Origin of the sequence: Streptomyces sp. NPDC059718, from assembly GCF_042733315.1 — a bacterium.
GTDB lineage: Bacteria > Actinomycetota > Actinomycetes > Streptomycetales > Streptomycetaceae > Actinacidiphila.
Genome location: NZ_JBHWGA010000027.1, coordinates 68675 through 86471, shown reverse-complemented (window position 1 = coordinate 86471; position 17797 = coordinate 68675). Strand labels below are relative to the sequence as shown.

General features: G+C 72.6%; 15 protein-coding genes and 1 pseudogene. 6 read left to right on the top strand and 10 right to left on the bottom strand.

Annotated elements, in window-relative coordinates:
• Positions 1 to 129: 129 nt before the first annotated feature.
• Positions 130 to 330, top strand: a complete 201-nt coding sequence (locus tag ACFV3E_RS28045; RefSeq protein WP_500362777.1) for a hypothetical protein — start codon at positions 130 to 132, stop codon at positions 328 to 330.
• A 102-nt stretch (positions 331 to 432) separates the two neighbouring features.
• Here the strand turns inward: ACFV3E_RS28045 and ACFV3E_RS28040 are convergent, their stop codons facing one another.
• The 3 genes and pseudogenes from ACFV3E_RS28040 to ACFV3E_RS28030 all read right to left on the bottom strand — a co-directional run.
• Complete coding sequence (locus tag ACFV3E_RS28040) at positions 433 to 2328, bottom strand: laminin G domain-containing metallophosphoesterase family protein (protein WP_500537178.1); 1896 nt, start codon at positions 2326 to 2328, stop codon at positions 433 to 435.
• Positions 2329 to 2501: 173 nt separating this feature from the next.
• A complete protein-coding gene (locus ACFV3E_RS28035) occupies positions 2502 to 3716 on the bottom strand; it encodes a PP2C family protein-serine/threonine phosphatase (protein WP_500537215.1) in 1215 nt (404 codons plus the stop codon).
• A gap of 546 nt (positions 3717 to 4262) precedes the next feature.
• Positions 4263 to 4676, bottom strand: a pseudogene (locus ACFV3E_RS28030) (alpha/beta fold hydrolase); the annotation flags it as partial.
• Positions 4677 to 4750: 74 nt separating this feature from the next.
• Between ACFV3E_RS28030 and ACFV3E_RS28025 the strand changes: the two are divergent.
• Positions 4751 to 5971 carry a threonine synthase gene (locus ACFV3E_RS28025; protein WP_500537177.1) on the top strand — a complete coding sequence of 407 codons (1221 nt, stop codon included), beginning with the start codon at positions 4751 to 4753 and terminating at the stop codon, positions 5969 to 5971.
• Between the two features lie 69 nt (positions 5972 to 6040).
• On the opposite strand, the gene ACFV3E_RS28020 is transcribed toward ACFV3E_RS28025, so the two are convergent.
• The 4 genes from ACFV3E_RS28020 to ACFV3E_RS28005 are packed head-to-tail and all read right to left on the bottom strand — an operon-like array spanning position 6041 to position 11155.
• Positions 6041 to 7993 carry a glycoside hydrolase family 127 protein gene (locus ACFV3E_RS28020; RefSeq protein ID WP_500537176.1) on the bottom strand — a complete coding sequence of 651 codons (1953 nt, stop codon included), beginning with the start codon at positions 7991 to 7993 and terminating at the stop codon, positions 6041 to 6043.
• Positions 7994 to 8026: 33 nt separating this feature from the next.
• The gene (locus tag ACFV3E_RS28015) at positions 8027 to 8848 is read right to left on the bottom strand and encodes a carbohydrate ABC transporter permease (RefSeq protein WP_500537175.1); all 822 of its coding nucleotides are present in this window, start codon (positions 8846 to 8848) and stop codon (positions 8027 to 8029) included.
• 16 nt (positions 8849 to 8864) lie between these two features.
• On the bottom strand, positions 8865 to 9845 hold the full coding sequence (locus ACFV3E_RS28010) for a carbohydrate ABC transporter permease (RefSeq protein WP_500537174.1): 981 nt from the start codon (positions 9843 to 9845) through the stop codon (positions 8865 to 8867).
• Between the two features lie 5 nt (positions 9846 to 9850).
• The gene (locus ACFV3E_RS28005) at positions 9851 to 11155 is read right to left on the bottom strand and encodes an ABC transporter substrate-binding protein (RefSeq protein ID WP_500537173.1); all 1305 of its coding nucleotides are present in this window, start codon (positions 11153 to 11155) and stop codon (positions 9851 to 9853) included.
• Between the two features lie 211 nt (positions 11156 to 11366).
• Here ACFV3E_RS28005 and ACFV3E_RS28000 point away from each other — a divergent pair, with 211 nt between their 5' ends.
• The gene (locus ACFV3E_RS28000; protein ID WP_500362785.1) at positions 11367 to 12395 is read left to right on the top strand and encodes a LacI family DNA-binding transcriptional regulator; all 1029 of its coding nucleotides are present in this window, start codon (positions 11367 to 11369) and stop codon (positions 12393 to 12395) included.
• 68 nt (positions 12396 to 12463) lie between these two features.
• Here the strand turns inward: ACFV3E_RS28000 and ACFV3E_RS27995 are convergent, their stop codons facing one another.
• Positions 12464 to 13072: a flavin reductase family protein gene (locus ACFV3E_RS27995; RefSeq protein ID WP_500537172.1), complete on the bottom strand. Its 609-nt coding sequence runs from the start codon at positions 13070 to 13072 to the stop codon at positions 12464 to 12466.
• A gap of 164 nt (positions 13073 to 13236) precedes the next feature.
• Here ACFV3E_RS27995 and ACFV3E_RS27990 point away from each other — a divergent pair, with 164 nt between their 5' ends.
• From ACFV3E_RS27990 to ACFV3E_RS27980, 3 genes are all read left to right on the top strand, one after another.
• Entirely contained in the window at positions 13237 to 13845 is a 609-nt protein-coding gene (locus tag ACFV3E_RS27990; protein WP_500537171.1) for a hypothetical protein, read from the top strand.
• A gap of 161 nt (positions 13846 to 14006) precedes the next feature.
• Complete coding sequence (locus tag ACFV3E_RS27985) at positions 14007 to 14597, top strand: flavodoxin family protein (protein WP_500537170.1); 591 nt, start codon at positions 14007 to 14009, stop codon at positions 14595 to 14597.
• Between the two features lie 159 nt (positions 14598 to 14756).
• Positions 14757 to 15230, top strand: coding sequence for a carboxymuconolactone decarboxylase family protein (locus tag ACFV3E_RS27980; protein WP_499516057.1), 474 nt, complete (start codon positions 14757 to 14759; stop codon positions 15228 to 15230).
• 117 nt (positions 15231 to 15347) lie between these two features.
• On the opposite strand, the gene ACFV3E_RS27975 is transcribed toward ACFV3E_RS27980, so the two are convergent.
• Positions 15348 to 16367, bottom strand: coding sequence for an acetamidase/formamidase family protein (locus ACFV3E_RS27975; protein ID WP_500537169.1), 1020 nt, complete (start codon positions 16365 to 16367; stop codon positions 15348 to 15350).
• Positions 16364 to 17782, bottom strand: coding sequence for an APC family permease (locus ACFV3E_RS27970; RefSeq protein ID WP_500537168.1), 1419 nt, complete (start codon positions 17780 to 17782; stop codon positions 16364 to 16366). Before ACFV3E_RS27970 ends, ACFV3E_RS27975 begins: the two co-directional genes overlap by 4 nt.
• Positions 17783 to 17797: the final 15 nt, after the last annotated feature.

Genomic DNA, 17797 nt, shown 5'->3' with positions numbered 1-17797 from the left:
TGCGTACGACACGGCCGGGAGGACGATAACGGACGGAGCCCGTTTCATCCGGTCCGGTCGGCGGACCACCGTCCCCCGACCGTTGTTCGCGCCACCGCCGGCGCGACGGCCGCACGGAAGGGAGCAGCCGTGTTGATATCCGCCGTGCTCGTCCCGCTGATCATGCTCGCCGCCGTCCTGGCGCCCAACTGGTACCAGGCGTGGAAGACGTACTGCGAATCGGTCAGGCTGCCCGTGTCCCCTCCGGAGGCTTCCGAAGCGGTGGGTGGCCGCCGCAGCCGGTGGTCGGCGGAACTCGCCCGGCTGCGGAGCCGCTGGACGCAGGACTGAGGGGCCGCGTCCCGCCTCGGTCCTGGTGCGCGGACGCGGTCCCGCCCCGGGCTGAACCCGGGGCGGGACCGCGTCGGGCGGCAGGGGCAGTGCCGGGTGCGGTCACGCGCGGGGCGTCATGAACTCCGCTGGCTCCAGGGCGCGTTCGACGATGCGGGTGTCGCCGATCCAGCCGTAGAAGCCCTGCCCGAACTGCTCCGCGAACTGCGTCCCCCCGATGACGAAGGGCTTGCCCAACGTCTCGATGCCGGTGGCCGGCTGGGACGGGTTGCGGGCGATCTTCGAGCCGTCGACGTACATCACCGTGCGACGGCCGTCGTTGACGACCGCGATGTGGGTCCAGCGGCCGACGGGCAGGGCGTGGCTCCACGAGGTCGGGTCGGCGTCCTGGACGTCCGGGTAGAGGACGAACTGCAGGAACCGCTCGGGCGTGACGTTGAGGCTGCACGTGGGCTCGTCGGTCGACCAGCCCGTGGTCTTCCCGGCGTCGCCGTTGCGGCCCTCCCAGCTGAGGATGCCCATCCAGGCGTGGTCACCGTCGAAGGGCTCGGGAAGCCTGATGAAGGTCTCGATGGTGAAGCCCTTGCGGAACTTCATGCTGTTGAGCGGCGCAGTGGCCTTCGTGGTGAGGACCGCGCCCCGGTCGGGGCCCTTGCCGCCGTCGAACCGCAGGCTGGCGTGGGCCGGCTGGCCGGTGTGGTGCTCCGCCGACCAGGTGAGGACCTCGGCGGCGCTGTCGTGCAGGAGCCGCACCGCCAGGTCGTTGCCGTTGCCGCTCAGGTCGCGCGCCACGGTGCCCGCGGCGACGGTGGAACCGGGGCGGCCCGCGCCGGCCAGGCCCTCGGCGTCGAAACGCCAGTACGCCACCGTGCCCTTGGGCATCACGCGGTGCGCGGGACGGGGCTTCGGCGGGATCACCTGGTCGAAGCCGCGGAAGCGCTCGGCGAAGTCGATCGCGAGGCTGAACCGGTCCACGTCGCCGGTCAGTTCGATGGTCTCCGCTTCCAGCGGCGTCCGCTTGGCGGGGTCGCGGGCGAGGAACCAGGGGGAGAAGGTCTCCACGTCGACGACGTTGCGCACCGTGTCGAAGGCGTAGAGCCGGACCATGCCGGCGCCGCCGTAGTAGCGGTCCTGGTAGTTGGTGATGTGGACGTGCACGTCGTGGCCAGCGTCGTTGGTGAGCACGGTCCGGCCGGGCGGCCAGTAGTGGCCGCCCAGCGCGAGGAAGATCTGGTCGTTGCCGCGGATGATGCGGTCCCACAGGCGCTGCCCGTTGTCGGACAGGTGCGCCTCGCCGTCGTCCTCGGCCCAGGCGATGTCGTGCGTGGTGAGGACGGCGGGCAGGGTCGGGTGGGCGTCGAGGACGCCCTGCGCCCACGCCAGGCCCTTGTCCGAGGCACGCCAGTCCAGGGCGAGCACCAGCCACTCGCGGCCGGCCGCGCGCAGCACGTGGTAGCTGTTGTAGCCGTCGGGCGAGGAGCCGCCGAACGTCGGCATGGCGGTGAACCGCTTCGGCCCGAACGCCCGCAGGTACGCGGTGTCGCCCCGCTGGTCGTCGGTGCCGCCGTTGATGTCGTGGTTGCCCGCGAGGACGCTGTACGGGACCTTGCCGTGGATGGTGCGGAAGGTGTCGGCGGCGAGCTCGATCTCCTGCTCGGTGCCGTGCTCGGTGACGTCGCCGAGGTGGGTCATGAACGCGATGTTCACCTCCTCGCGCTCCGCCACCAGGTAGCGGAAGGTCGCCTTCAGCGGCTCGGGGTCGGCGCTGTCGGCGTCGAAGAGGTACTGCGTGTCGGGCAGCACGGCCAGGGCGAAGCGGGGGCTCTCCTCGTCGAAGCCACGGTCCCGGGAGCCGGCCGTGCCGGGGTCCTGGTGCCGGGGCGCGGCCTGCGCCGTGCCGGTGCCGAGGACCGACGCCGCGGCGCCCACCGCGGGCACGGCGACCGCCGCCTGCAGCAGCGATCGGCGTCCCGGGCTGGGATGGCGGGGATTGCTCATGTACGTCTCCGTGCTGGGGGGAACTGCTGTCAGCACGGATCGTGCGCGGCCCGGGCGAGGGCCCGGCAAAGCGATCTTGAACATCCGGCACCCTGAGCCGGTCCGGACCACCAACTTGTTCTCGGATGCGACCCCCGCTCCGGGCGCCCACGGCCGGTGGGCGGCTCGGCCTGTCAGAGGCGGACGACGACCACGGCCGTGTCGTCGGTGCCGGCGCTCAGGGCGATCAGGGTGTCCGCCAGGTCCTCGGGGCCCTGCCGGCGGTGTTCGGCGAGCCGCTCGGCGAGGCGCCGCAGGCCGAGGTCGATGTCCTCCCCGCGGCGTTCGATCAGCCCGTCGGTGTACAGGACGAGGGTGGAGCCGTCCACGTAGGTGGTGGTGGCCTGGGGGCGGGGGGTGTGGTCGGAGGCGGCACCCAGCGGTGGGTCGGTCGCCCGGTCCAGGAAGCGCACGGTGCCGTCGGGGCCGGCCAGGGCCGGCGGCGGGTGGCCGGCACTGCTGTACGTGATGCGGTGGCCGGATCGGGCGACCACGGTCTGCACCGCGGTGGTCGACAGGGCCCCGTCGACGGAGCGGGCGTACAGGTCCAGCCCGTCGAGCGCCTTCGCGGGGCCGTCCACGACGCGGATCGCGGCACTGAGGGCGCTGCGCAGCTGGCCCATGACCCCGGCCGCGGCCAGACCGTGGCCGACGACGTCCCCGACCGCCACGGCGTCGTCACCGGAGGGCAGTTGGGTCACGTCGTACCAGTCACCGCAGACGCCCAGGGCGTGGACCGCGGGCCGGTAGCGGACCGCTGCCCGGTGGTGGGCCAGTGCTTGCGGGGCGGGCAGCATCGCCTCCTGGAGGGCGAGGGCGACCTCGCGTTCGCGTGCGTGGGACTGGCGCAGCCGCTCGTTGACCTGCCGCAGCTCACGGGAGCGGGCGTACAGGTCGGCCTCCATCTGCAGGCGCCGGTCGTCGACGGCGGGACCGCCGGAGCGCACGAGGTCGGTGAGCTCGGCGAGCCGGTGCACGAGCAGGACGACGCGTCCTGCGGCGTCCAGGACGGGGGCGTTGATGGGGCTCCAGTAACGCTCGGCGAACTCCCCCGGCCGGTCCGGGTCCTCGACGTCGTAGCGCATGGGACCGGCGGCGTCCGGGGCGCCCGTCTCCACCACGCGGCGCATCGACGCCTCCATGTCCCCGCGGCCGGCACCGTGCGGGTCGTCGGGGTTGTCGGGGTAGGCGTCGAAGACGTAGCGGCCGACGAGCTGGTCCCGGCGACGGTCGAACAGCCGCCGGTAGGACGCGTTCGCGTCCACGATGACCAGCGCGAGGTCCAGCACCAGCATCGCGCTGGGTGACGCCTCGAAGACGGCCTGGTAGTCGATCCCCGGTCCACTCACCGCGCTTCCCGCACCCGTTCCCGGCCGGCCGGGCATCCCCGGTCGCTCCTCCCCCAGTATGCGCTCCGGCCGGTGGGTCACGGCTCGTCGGGGAAGTCGGCCACGACGCGGTTGAACGGGGCCGGGTTCTCCCGGAACATGAGGTGGCTGCCGCCTTCGGCTGCGGAGAAGGCGCGTGCCCGCGCACCGGGGATGAGGGAGGCGACCCACTCGCTCGTGCCGGGCGGGAAGATGCTCGGTTCGCCGCCGATGACGAGGGTGGGGACGTCGATCCGCGACAGGACGTCCCGCCAGTCGCCCCCGTAGTGGTCCAGGTGCAGCGCGGCGCCGTGCCCGCGGCGGGAGGAGCCGGTTCTGCTCCACGAGCCAGTCCACGTCCGCGTCCGGGAGGGACGGGCCGTGCAGCATGCCGACGACGACGGCACGTGACGTGGCGGCGGCGCTGTCGGGCGTACCGCGCAGTCCGGCGGCGATGCCCAGGGCCGTCTCCGGGGTGAACACCGCCGACGGCGGCGCCTCCTCTCCGGCGCCGGCCAGCGCCGAGGAGACCACGGGCGGCTGGTCCACCAGGACCAGGCGGGAGATCCGGTCGCCGCGGAAGAGGTCCCGGTGGCACCAGAGCACCGCGCAGCCCACGGAGTGGCCGAGCACTGCGACCTGCCGCAGGGCCAGGGCCTCCAGGAGGTTGTGCAGGCCCATCGCCGGCCGGGCGATCCGGTAGCCGTGGGCGGGTCCCGCGGACCGGCCGTGGCCGCGGTGGTCCGGCGCGATCACGCGGCGGCGGTCGCTCAGCCCGTCGATCTGCGGGCCGAACTCGGCGGCGCTCTGCGCGAAACCCGGGACGAGGACGAGCGGCTCCCCGGCGCCCTCCTCCGTGTAGCGCAGGCGCACTCCGTCGTCGGTGACCACCTCGCCCTCGCGGCGTTCCGCGGGCGGGCGGCCGGTCGTCGCGTCGTCCATGGCACCTCGTGCGCCGCGTGGGCGGCGCCCTTCCCATGCCGGCGACGGGCACCGAAGGAGGTATGAAGGGAACCATGACCTTGCCATTCAGTGTGCTGACGCATCTGGAGTGCGCGCGGTGCGGCCGCCGCCACGACGCCGACCGGGTGCAGAACCTGTGCGCGTGCGGATCCCCGCTCCTCGCCCGCTACGACCTGGACCGGGTCCGGGACTCCCTCACGCCCGCGGACCTCGCGGGCCGCCCGCAGAACCTGTGGCGCTACCACGAACTGCTGCCCGTACGCGATCCGGCACACGTCGTCACCCTCGGCGAGGGCATGACGCCCCTGGTGCCGCTGCCGCGGTACGGCGCGGCGATCGGCGTGCCGGGACTGGTGATGAAGGACGAGGGGCTGATACCCACGGGCAGCTTCAAGGCGCGGGGCGCGGCCGTCGGCGTGGCCAGGGCCCTCGAACTGGGCGCACGCGGGATCGCCATGCCCACCAACGGCAACGCGGGGGCGGCGTGGGCGGCCTACGCCGCGCGGGCGGGCCTGGAGGCGCTCGTCGCGATGCCGGCTAACGCGCCGTCGATCCCCCGGGCCGAGTGCGCTGCCGCCGGGGCCGAGCTGTACCTGGTGAACGGCCTGATCGGCGACGCGGGCCGGCTGGTGGCGGAGAAGATCGCCGCCGAGCCCGGTGTCTGGATGGACGCGGCGACGCTGAAGGAGCCGTACCGCATCGAGGGCAAGAAGACCATGGGCCTGGAGATCGCCGAGCAGCTCGGCTGGCGCGCGCCGGACGTCATCGTCTACCCCACCGGCGGCGGAGTCGGTCTCATCGGCATCCACAAGGCCCTGGTCGAACTGCGGGCCCTGGGGTGGCTGCAGGGGCCGATGCCGCGGCTGGTGAGCGTGCAGGCCTCCGGCTGCGCCCCCATCGTGCGCGCCTTCGAGAAGGGCGAGCGCACCAGTGAGCCGTGGCAGGACGCGCGCACGGTCGCGTTCGGCATCACCGTGCCCAAGGCGCTGGGCGACTTCCTCGTCCTGGACGCGCTGTACGAGACCGACGGCCGGGCCGTCGCCGTCGACGACGAGGAACTGCTCGCCGACCGCGACAGGTGCGCCGCCGCCGACGGTGCCCTGCTGTGCCCGGAGGGCGCGGCGACGCTGTCGGCGGTGCGGGTCCTGCGCGAGCAGGGCTGGCTGTCCGGCGACGAGGAGGTGGTGGTGCTGAACACCGGGGCGGCCGCCAAGTACCCGGAGACCTTCCGGGTCGACCCGCCGGTCCTGGAGCTCACCGACCGCATCCCGTAAGTCCTCGCCGCCGCCGGGCGTCCCCGCCCGGCGGCGTCCGGCGCGCGCCACGGCGGTCGTGACGGGGCGTCAGCCTTCCGGCGCCGGGGCGGGCTCCCCCGCGGCACCCGGGGTGGTGGGCATCCAGACGCGCATGGTGGAGGGCCCGCGGCTCGCCCAGGTGAGGTACGGCACCAGTGTCAGCTCCGTGCGCTCACCGGCCGGGACCGGGGGGCGGTCGTGCGCGTAGGGCCACCACCCCGTGGCGTGCGCAGCGGTCAGCTCACCCGCGACGACCACCCGGTCGTCCTCCCCGTCGCGCGGCGGGACGGAGGGGTCCACGGCGACGGCGTCGACGTCGCGGCCGTCCGGCAGGTCGGGGGACTCGACGCAGTAGACCACGGGCCCGCGCTCCAGGGCGATCGCGCCCCGTACCGCGTCGACCCGCGGATCGGGGTGCACCCACCGGGGGGCGACGGGGAGTTCGAGGCGGACCTCGTCGCCGGGGCACAGCGTCCCCGGGACGACGGCCATGCCGGACGGTACGGGCCGGCGCTGTCCGTCGGGGGTCACGAGCCGGGCCCCGGCGCCCGCCCAGCCGGGCACGCGCAGGGACAGGCTCCACCGCGCCGCGGGCGCCTCGTCGACGGTGACGGCGACCGTGCCGTCCGCGGGGTAGCCGGTCCGCACGCGCAGCGCGAGGCGTTCGCCGCCGGCCGTGCGGGTGGTGATCTCGGCGTCGGCGTACTGGTACAGCTGCAGCCCGTCGGCGTCCGCGGTGGCGACGTAGCCGTCGAGCGCGGCCAAGGTGCGCGCCACGTTCGGCAGGCAGCAGGAGACGGCGAACCAAGGGGCGCGCAGGCCGGATTCGGGGCGCGGGCGGTCACTGTCGTGCGGGGGGACGGTCCGGCGCACGCGCTGGTGGAGGGTGTTGGCGTAGAAGAATGAGCGGCCGTCGTCCGCGGGCGAGGTGGCGATGACGTTGTAGAGGGTGCGTTCGGCGAGGTCGGCGTAGCGGGGGTCACCGGTCGCCAGCAGGAGGCGCCAGCTGAGCATGACCGAGGCGACGGAGGCGCAGGTCTCGGAGTAGGCGCGGTCCGGGGGCAGGACGAAGTCCTCGCCGAACCCCTCGTCGCTGTGGTGGGAGCCCATGCCCCCGGTGAGGTAGGTGCGGCGGGCGGTGGCGTGCTCCCACTGCCGGACGACGGCGGAGAGCAGTGCGTCGTCGCCGGTCTCGACGGCCACGTCGACGGCGCCGGACGCCAGGTACAGGGCCCGGACGGCGTGCCCGTGCAGGGTGTGCGCCCGCCGTACGGGGACGTCGTCCTGGAAGTACCCGGGGCCGAACTCGCCCTCTGCCAGGCTGCCGTGGCCGCGGCGGTCGAGGAAGAGGGCGGCCTGGTCGAGGTAGCGGCGTTCGCCCGTGGCACGGTGGAGTTCGGCCAGCGCGGTCTCGATCTCGGGGTGCCCGCACAGACCGGGGTTGGCGCCCCCGGGTCCGAAGACGTGGCAGATGTGGTCGGCGGCGCGGATCGCCGCCTTGGCCAGCGCGCCGTCGCCGCGGGTGCGCAGCTGGGCCACGCCGGCCTGGATGAGGTGGCCGGAGCAGTAGAGCTCGTGGCCCCATTCGAGGTCGCTGTAGCGCGGTGGCCGGCCGGGGTGCCCGAAGGCCGTGTTCAGGTAGCCGTCGGCCTCCTGGGCGGCGACGACGGTGTCGGTGAGTTCGTCGACGGCGGCGTCGAGGGCGCTGCCGGGGGTGCGGGCCGCCTCCCACACCATGGCCTCGAGGAGCTTGTAGACCTCGGAGTCGGAGAACTCCCGTCCCCGGCGGCGTTCGCCGAGGGGGCCGCCCTTCGCGGCGACGCGGAAGTTGTCGATCCAGCCGACGCGTTCCATCCACTGCCGGCAGTGTTCGAGGGTGGCGGAGGCGTTGACCTGCTGGCGTCGGGCCCAGAAGCCGCCGGTGATGCGGACTTCACCGAGGCCGAGAGGACGTCGGCTGCCGTGGGTGGGCAGCACGGGAGCCGGGATCGGCTGTGTCATGGGGTCTCTTTCGGTCGTGGAGCCGGGGCGGGGTCAGCCTTTGAGCGCGCCGGACATGAAGCCGCGGATGTAGTGCCGCTGCAGGAGCAGGAAGAGCACGAGGCAGGGCAGGGCCAGGAAGACGACCCCCGCCTCGGTCGTCCCGTAGTCGATGGCCCCCATGGACCGCTGGCGCAGGTTGGCGATGGCCAGGGGCAGCGGCGCCTTGGCGCTGTCGGAGATCAGGATCAGCGGGGCGATGAAGTCGTTCCACGCGGCGAGGAAGGCGAACAGCCCCACGGTGACCAGGCCGGGCCACACCGCGGGCAGGAGGATGCGGACCAGGGCCTTGGCCGTGCCGCAGCCGTCGACGAGCGCGGACTCCTCGAGTTCGTGCGGTACCGACTCGAAGGAGATCCGCATCATGAAGGTGGCGAACGGGAGTTGGTACACCGTCAGCACCAGGCTCAGCCCGAACAGCGAGTTCTGCAGGCCCAGGTCGCCCAGCAGCACGTACAGCGGGATCAGCAGGGTGGCGTACGGGACCATGAGGATGGCGAGGGTGAGCAGGAACAGGGCGTTCTTCCCGGGGAAGGTGAAGCGGGCGAAGGCGTAGCCGCCCATGAGGGAGACGAGCAGGGTGAGGGCCACCGTCAGCAACGAGACGAGGGTGGAGTTCCACAGGTACTGCGCCAGTCCCGCGTCGTAGTGCAGGAGCGAGCGGTAGTTGCCGAGCCCGTAGCCCGACTGCTGCGCGGTGCCGGGCTGCCCGCTGACGGAGGCCCAGGCGCTCCAGGCCAGCGGGAACAGGAAGAGCGCGGCCAGCCCTCCGACGAGGACGTGGTGGGGGGTGCGGCCGAGGCCGTGGGGTTTCATGGCGGGTCCCTGTCCGCTAGGTGTCCGTGCCGCGCAGTCCGCGGAACTGGGCGACGTTGAGGATCAGCAGCACGGCCAGCACGACGACGGACAGCGCGGCCGCGGCCCCGAGATCGAGCCGCTGGAACGCCTCCCGGTAGATCAGGGAGACCACCGTCATGGTGCTGTTGTCGGGTCCGCCCTTGGTGAGGATGAAGAACTGGTCGAAGGCGAGCAGTGAGCCGGTGACCGACAGCAGCAGCGTCAGCGCCAGGGAGGGCCGCAGCAGCGGGAGGGTGATGCTGCGGAAGGTCTGCCAGCGTCCGGCGCCGTCCATCCGCGCCGCCTCGTAGACGTCCTGCGGGATGCGCTGCAGTCCGACCAGCAGGATCAGCATGTAGAAGCCGGCGTACTTCCAGACGATGAGGGCGACGGTGGACCACAGGGCGGCGGTCGGGGTGCCGAGGAAGGAGACCGGCCCGTCGACGAGGCCGACCTTCTCGAGCAGCGGGCTGATCGGGCCGACGTTGGGGCTGTACATGCCGAGGAACAGCAGCGACGCGGAGGCCAGCCCGAGTGCGCTGGGCAGGAAGAAGACGGTGCGGAAGAGCCCGGTCCCGGGGCGGGTCTCCTGGACCAGCAGGGCGAGCAGGAGGGCGAGTCCGAGCAGCAGGACCGTGACGAGCGCGGTGTAGGTGAGGGTGAAGCGGACGGCGGGCCACAGCAGGTCGTCGCCGGCGGCCTCGGTGAAGTTGTCCGGCGCGTTGAGGCCCCGGTTCCCGGCCAGCAGCGGCCAGTCGCTCAGGGATATCCGGCCGACCAGGACCAGCGGCACCACGAAGAAGACCACGACGAACAGGGCGGTCGGCGCCGCGTAGCCGATGCCCTGTGCCGGGCGGGTCCGCCACCAGGGCACGCGGTGGACGGGGCGGGCCTTCCCGGTCCCGGACGGGGACCGGGAAGGCGGCTCCCCGCCGGGCGCCGGGGAGCCGGAGCCGCGCGATCGCGCGAGCAGCATGTCGGTCAGTCCTTCAGGGACTCGGTGATGGCCTTGTTGTCCGCGTCGACCTTCGACGGGTCACCGAACACGGCGTCCCGCATCAGGGCCAGCCACGGCCCGTTGGGGTCGTTGAAGGTCTGGCCGAACTTCTCGGCGAAGGGCGTCGTGCCCTTGGCCACCAGGGTGTTGATCACCACCTGGCGGGGGTCTGCCTTGGCGTACTTGTTCTCCGCCAGGTCGGTGCGGGCGACGATGTCCTTGTGGGCGGCGAGCACCTCGACCTGGGCCTCGTCGCCGAGCGACCACGCGAGGAAGTTCCAGGCCTGGCCGGCCTTCTTGCTCGTGGCCGAGATGCCGAGCGAGTCACCGCCGACGAACGTCGACTGCCCGCCGTCCGGGCCGGGGATGGCGGCGACGCCGAAGTCCAGGTCCCCCGGCATCAGGCCGAGGGTGGTGGACGGCATCGGCATCACGCCGATGGTGCCCTTGGGGAACAGGCCGGTCCAGGTGGCGCCGGTCTCCTCGGCGGCGCCGGGGGCGGTGATGCCGTCCTCGGCCCAGCCGCGGTAGGTCGCGTAGACCTCCTTCGCCACGGGCGAGTCCAGGGTGGCGGCGGTGCCGTCCTCGTTCATGACCTCCTCCCCCGCGGCCCAGATCGACGGCCACCAGGTGAAGACCCCGCAGCCGCCGCAGTTGCCGCCGAAGAAGGTGCCGTTGACGTCGCCGCCCAGCTTGTCGACGGCGCGGGCCTGTTCGTCCCACTCCTTCAGCGTCGTCGGCGGCTTCTCCGGGTCCAGCCCCGCCTTCTTGTACAGGGTCTTGTTGTAGAAGAGCACGGAGGAGTCGATGGTGTGGGGCACGGTGTACTTGCGGCCGTCGAGCGTGCCGGCCGCCATGTGCGCGGGCGCCAGGTCCTTGCCGTACGGCAGGGCGTCGAGGCGGTCGGTGATGTCGGCGTACAGGCCGCTGGCGGTGTAGTTCGGCACGAACACCACGTCGGAGGCGAGGATGTCGGGCAGCGACTTGGAGCCGGCCGCGGCGCCCACCTTCGCCTGGTAGTCGTCGGTGGGGATGACCGTCAGCTTCACCTTGTTCCGGTGGGACTTGTTGTAGGCCCCGACCAGGGCCTGGCTCTGCTGCTGCGTGGCGGCGCGCGTCCACATCGTCAGGGTGGCGCCGTCGTCGGGGCCCATGACCCCGCCCTTGTCCTCGGTCGAGCCGCTCCCGCCGGAGCCGCAGGCCGCGAGCGCGGTCGTGACGGTGAGCAGCCCCACGGCCGCGGCCAGGACCCGGTGGCGCCTTCGTCTCCGTACGTCGGTGGTGTTCATGTCTCGCTCCTTGCTCGGAGGGCCTGGCCATGTCGAAGGGGCGGCGCCGGCCGCCTAAACGCACCGAAAACGTTTTCCGTAAAGTTAGAAGCGGCACCCGTGGGCGTCAACCACCCTGCACGCATCACGGAAAAAGACTTTCGAGTAGCCTTTCCCCCACCTGCGGGCGCCGTCCCGCGGGCCCGCGACGGGCACGAGGAGGGATGCAGCCATGGTTCAGCCGGCCGAACACACCGCAGGCCGACCCGCGACGCTCAACGACGTGGCGCGGCTGGCCGGGGTCTCCCCGGCCACGGCCTCCAAGGCGCTCAACGGCCGCAGCCAGGTGCGCGAGCAGACCCGGCAGCGCGTCATCGAGGCGGCCGAGCAGCTGTCGTTCCGGCCCAACCCCGTGGCCCGCAGCCTGCAGGCCGGACCGACCCGCACCGTCGGGCTGCTCACCGGAGACCTCGAGGGACGCTTCAGCATCCCGATCCTGATGGGCGCCGAAGACGCTTTCGGCGCGGGTGAGCTCGCCGTCCTGCTGTGCGACGCGCGCGGCGACGCGATCCGCGAACGGCACCACGTCCGGGCCCTGCTGGACCGCCGCGTCGACGGGCTGATCGTGGTCGGCGCCCGTACCGACCCGCGCCCCTCGCTCGGGCGCGGGCTGCCCGTGCCGGTGGTGTACGCGTACGCGCCGTCCGAGGACCCGGACGACCTGTCGATCGTCCCCGACAACGTCGACGCCGGGCGGACCGCGGCCCGCCACCTGCTGGCCTGCGGCCGCAGCCGCATCGCCCACATCTCGGGCGACCCGACCTACGCCGCGGGCCGCGACCGCGTGCGGGGCGCGTTGGAGGTGCTCGCCGGCGCGGGCGTCCCGCCGGTGGGCGAGGCCCGCTTCGGCGAGTGGTCCGAGGGCTGGGGCCGCGCGGCGACCGTCATGCTCCTCGACCAGCACCCCGAGGTCGACGCCATCGTGTGCGGCAACGACCAGATCGCCCGCGGCGCGATCGACATCCTGCGGGAGCGGGGACGCACGGTGCCGGACGACGTCGCGGTCATGGGCTTCGACGACTGGAAGGTCATCACCACCGCCTCCCGCCCTCCGCTCACCAGCGTCGACATGCAGCTGGAGCACCTCGGCCGGGTGGCCGCCCGCGCCCTGTCCGCGGCCATCGCCGGGCAGCGGCGCTCCGGGACCGAGCCGCAGCCGTGCCGCCTGGTGATCCGCGGCTCCACGGCGCCGCTGGGGTAGGCCGTGTCGTCACATGCCCTCCCCCAGCTCCGCTGGGAGGTGCCCCCACCGCCCGGCGGCCGGGACGGTCACAGGGGGCGGGGCTCCTCGTACGGGATGCGGTTCAGGTGCCGGATCTCGCCGAGCGTGCCCCACTCGTCGGCGCCGAGTTTGGTGAGCGGCCGCAGCAGCGGGGCGCTCGGGCGGCCGTCCGCCAGGACCTCCCGGTCCGCGACGGCGTGCACCACCCGCCCGAAGACCAGCGTCGAATTGCCCATCCGCAAGGTGGTGTGCGAGCGGCACTCCAGGGCGACCGGCGAGGCCACCACCCTGGGCGGACGCACCCTCAGGCTAGGTTCGCGCTCGATGCCCGCGTGGTCGAACTCGCTGACGTGCCGCGGGAAGTCGGTGGCCGTGACGTTGACCAGCGGCATCAGGGCCTCGGAGGCGAAGTTCACCACGAACTCCCCGGTGTCCTCGACGTTGCGCAGCGAGTCCTTGCGGCCGATCGAGGTGAACTGGACGATCGGCGGATCCGTGCTCGCGATGCTGAAGAAGGAATGCGGCGCGAGGTTCTCGTACCGGCCGTCCGGGGTGACGGTGGAGATCCACGCGATCGGCCGGGGTACGACCACGGAGGTCAGGAAGCGGTAGAAGGCGAAGCCGCCCATGGCCTCGGGATCGAAGTCGACGCGCATGGCCGCAGTATCCACGGCCGCCCCCGCCGTCCCGCCCCCGCGGCGAACCCCGGCGTGTCGGGCTCCCGGCGGTGCCGTGGCCGCGGCGAAGTCGGGCACGTGCGCGCACGCGGCTGAGTACGCGTACTCAAGCGCCCCGCGCTGCCCGATCCGAGACTGTCCGCATGACACGAACTCCCGCACTCGCGATGGCGGTTCTGACCGCCCTGACGCTCGCCGCCTGCGGCACCGAGCACACGAACCCAACCGACGCCGTCGGGGTGCGGCCCGCCGGGGCGCCGTCGGCTGCGGAGGATCCGCAGCCGGCGTTCATGGAGATGGTCAACACGGTCGCGCGGCCCTGCGCCCCGGAGGTCCCGTCCGGGGACGACGGGCCGGTCGCCCCGGGCGAGAAGCCGCGGACCGGTCCGGCGCAGGCACTGCCGACCGGTGACGGTGCGCCCGCGCTGCCCACCGCGGGCCCGGAGGTGGAGCTGAACGCCGTGGAGTGGTGCGCGGGGCATCTCCACGTCGAGCGTGTCACCCAGGCGCTGATGGGTGTGGCGGACCCGACCCCCGACAAGGTGAGGCGGGTCCTGAACGGTCTCGGGTACGTCGACGAGCGCATCCACGGCCTGAAGCGGTCCGGTGCGACCACACGGTTCTCCATCGACCTGCGGGTCATGGGCGGCGCGCTCGGCTTGAAGGGCACGGCGGCCGGCACGTACACCGACGTCGAGTTCTTCGCGGCCCCCGAGACCGGCCCGTTCGAGCCCGGCGCCGCGGGCCGCTGAGCCCGCGGGCGCCCGGTGCCGGCCCGGGGACCACATCGGCCGGCAAGGTGCTCCTGGTCACAAACGGCCGGTTGGTGTCATAGCGGCGGGCACTGTCCGGTCGTGGTGGGTGAGGGCTCCCCCAGGGGAGCCGGAGACACCCCCGCAAGAGGAGAACGTCCATGACCACACCCGTCGTCGCGATCGCGTACCACTCCGGCTACGGCCACACGACCGTCCTCGCCGAGGCCGTGCGTGACGGTGCCGCGGAAGCCGGCGCCGTCGTCCACCTGGTCAAGGTCGACGAGATCACCGAGGAGCAGTGGGAGCTGCTCGACGCCGCCGACGCGATCGTCTTCGGTTCGCCGACCTACATGGGCACGGCCTCGGGTGCCTTCCACCAGTTCGCCGAGGCGACCTCCAAGCGCTGGTTCGTCCACTCCTGGAAGGACAAGCTGGCCGCCGGCTTCAGCAACTCCGGCGCCAAGAGCGGCGACAAGCTCCACACGCTGCAGTACTTCTCCATCCTGGCGGCCCAGCACGGCATGACCTGGGTCAACCTCGGCCTGCACCCGGGCTGGAACAGCACCACCGCCTCCGAGGACGACCTCAACCGCCTCGGCATCTACCTCGGCGCGGGTGCCCAGACGCACACCGACGTCGGCGCGGACGAGGTCCACAAGGCCGACGTCGCGACCGCCGCGCACCTCGGCCGCCGGGTCGCCGAGCAGGCCCGTATCTACGCCGCGGGACGCTCGGTCGTCGGCGCCTGAGCCCGTCCCGCCCCACCACGCGGCCGGTGCGCCCCCGGGTGTGCCGGCCGTCGTGTCCCGCGGGAGACGGAGAGCCGCGTCACGTGCGCCGCGCTGTCACATTCCGCGGGGCAGCCCGGTCAAAGCTGCGTATCGCACCCCACAGCAGAGGAGATCACCATGGAAGCCCGCGTGAACTACTTCGGCCACCCGCTCGCCGGCAAGGTCATGAGGCACCTGAACTCGGCGAGCAAGGTGCTGGCGGAGTCCACGCTGCCGGTCCTCACCCAGGAGCTGGTGAAGATCCGCGCCAGCCAGATCAACGGCTGCGGCTTCTGCACCGACATGCACACCAAGGAGGCCGCCGCCGCCGGTGAGACCTCGGTGCGCCTGAACCTGATCGCCGCCTGGCGCGAGGCCACGGTCTTCACCGACGCCGAGCGCGCCGCCCTCGAGCTCGCGGAGGAGGCCACCCGTGTCGCCGACGCCGCCGGTGGTGTCTCGGACGCGGTCTGGGGGAACGCCGCCAAGCACTTCGACGAGGACCAGCTGGTCGCACTGATCTCGCTCATCGCCGTGATCAACGCCTACAACCGGATCAACGTGATCAACCAGCAGCCTGCGGGCGGCTACCAGCTCGGCATGTTCGGCTGACCTGCGGTTCCCACCGCCGACGCCGCACAGGCCAGGCCGTCCGTCCCCCTCCCGCTCCCGACCGCGGGGCGGGGACGGACGGCGTTTCCCGGCCGTCCCCACGGCGCCGGCGGCGGTTCAGCGCGTACGGAGGTACTCCAGTCCCTTCTCGCGCAGCGACCGGTGCAGGCCCTCGTACGCGGGCGGGCCGTCCAGCACGGTCTTCGGCAGCTTGGCGACCACGGTGTAGTTGGTGTCGACCACGTTCCCGATGGGCGCCAGCCCGGCCTGGCTGACCAGCTGGTACGCGTCCAGCTGGTGCAGGCCGGTCAGGGAGGACGTCCAGCCGACCAGGTCGTGCTGGCTGATCCGGTAGGCGTCCTCCAGCGGCCGTACCGACCCGGTCGACATCAGGAAGCGGTCGTCCTCCAGGCGCGGCCAGGCGGGCGCGCCGCCCTTGAGCAGGTCGATCACGACCACGGTGTGCATCGCGGCCTCGACCGCGGTGCCGCACACCTCGCCCTCGCCCTGCCGGCAGTGTCCGTCGCCGATCGCCAGCTGCGCCCCGGGCACGTTGACGCCCAGGTAGAGGGTGGTACCGGCGCGCATCTCCGGGGTGTCCATGTTCCCGCCGTGCGCGCCCGGGGTGATGCTCATGACGACCTCGCCGGCGGCGGGGGCGACCCCGACGGTGCCGTGCATCGGGTCGAGGGGCAGCTCGACCGTGTGGTCGGAGAAACGGGCCTGGAACCGGCAGCTGTTGCGCTCGCGGTCGATCCCGTACCGCCAGACGACCTCCTCCAGCGGGTCGTGCAGCATCGCCGTGGAGTGCGTCGCGGTCAGCGCGCCGAAGTGCGGGAAGGTGGTGGACACCGCCCAGTCCCGGGCCGGCGCGATGTCGACGAAGTGGACGGCCAGGGTGTCCCCCGGCTCGGCGCCCTCGACGTGGATCGGGCCGGTGACCGGGTTGAGGTACGGGAACTCGCACACCTTGCTCGGGAGGTCCTCGGGGCCCCGGACCAGGCCGCCGAAGCAGTCCTCCGTGAAGAGCTCCACGATCGTCCCCGGCCGTACGCGCAGCAGGGGCTCGCGGCCGCCGAAGGCGTAGGCGTACTGCTCGGGCGACGGGTGGAGGCGTACCACTTCGAGGTCGCTCATGACGGTTCGGCCTCCTCGGCCAGGGTGGTCTCGGAAGGCTCGGCGGGCAGTTCCGGGCGCCGGCCCGCGATCAGCAGCCCCACCAGCAGGGCCGCACCGATCGCCAGCCAGAGGAAGCCGAGCCGCTGGGCGGTGACCTTCGCGTTGACGACGACGAAGGTGAGGATCCCGAAGCCGATCACCGGCGCGATCAGGTGGCGCCACCAGTCGCGGCTGCCCTGCCGGACGACGTAGTGGACGACGACCGAGACGTGCAGCACCAGGAAGGCGGTCATCGCGCCGAAGTTGACCAGCGAACTGAGCAGGGTGATGCCGTCGTCGCGGGAGTTCATGTACAGGCCCAGCCCGAGCGAGACCACGGCGACCAGCAGCGTCGCGTTGACCGGGACGCGGCGACGGGGGTCGATCTCGGCCAGGAAACGGGGCAGTTGACGGTCCCGGGCCATCGCGAACAGCAGCCGGGACGTCGCCGCCTGCGCGACCAGCGAGTTGGCGAAGCCCCAGGCGATCGCGGTGGCCAGCGCGCTGAGGGTGCCCAGCCAGCGGCCTCCGGCGACCTCGGCCGCCTGGTAGAAGGCGGTGCCGTCCGGGTCGCCCTCCTTGATCAGCGTCGGCGCCTCGGGCACCAGCATCGCCGCGATCCAGGTCTGGACGATGAACAGCACTCCGGCGAGCAGCAGCGCGGCCATCATGGCCCGGCCGATCGCACGGGCGGATTCGCGGTTCTCCTCCGCGAGGGTGGAGATGCCGTCGAAGCCGAGGAAGCTGAGCACGGCGATCGACACCGCCCCGAAGATCAGGGACCAGGAGAAGGTGCCGGAGTCGTAGAAGGCGTGCAGGCTGAAGCTGCCCCTGCCCTGGGCGAGCGAGGCGATCCCGAAGGCCACGAAGATCGCGAGGACGACCAGTTCGGCCACGAGCATAATCTTGTTGATCCGGGCGGTCATCTCGATGCCGAGCCAGTTGACGACGGTGTTGAGGACGACGAACCCGATCAGCCAGATCCACACGGGCACCGACTCGACCTGCGAGTTCATCGCCACCGCGGCGATCAGGTAGAGCAGCGCCGGGACCAGGATGTAGTCCAGCAGGATCATCCAGCCGGAGAGAAAGCCGAACGGCCTGCCGATGCCCCGCCCGGCGTAGGAGTAGACCGACCCTGCCATCGGGAAGGCCCGGGACATCTGCGCGTAGGAGTGCGCGGTGAACATCATCGCCAGCATGCCGATGGCGTAGGCGAGGGCGACCATGCCGCCCGAGCCCTGGAAGACGCCGCCGAAGATGCCGAACGGCGCGATCGGCACCATGAAGACCAGGCCGTAGACCACCAGGTCCCGGAAGCCCAGTGACCGCGCCAACTGCTGGGTGTAGCCGTACTTCTCGAGATCTTGCCCTTGAGGTGCGCTGTCGCTCACGTCGCCTCCCCGGCG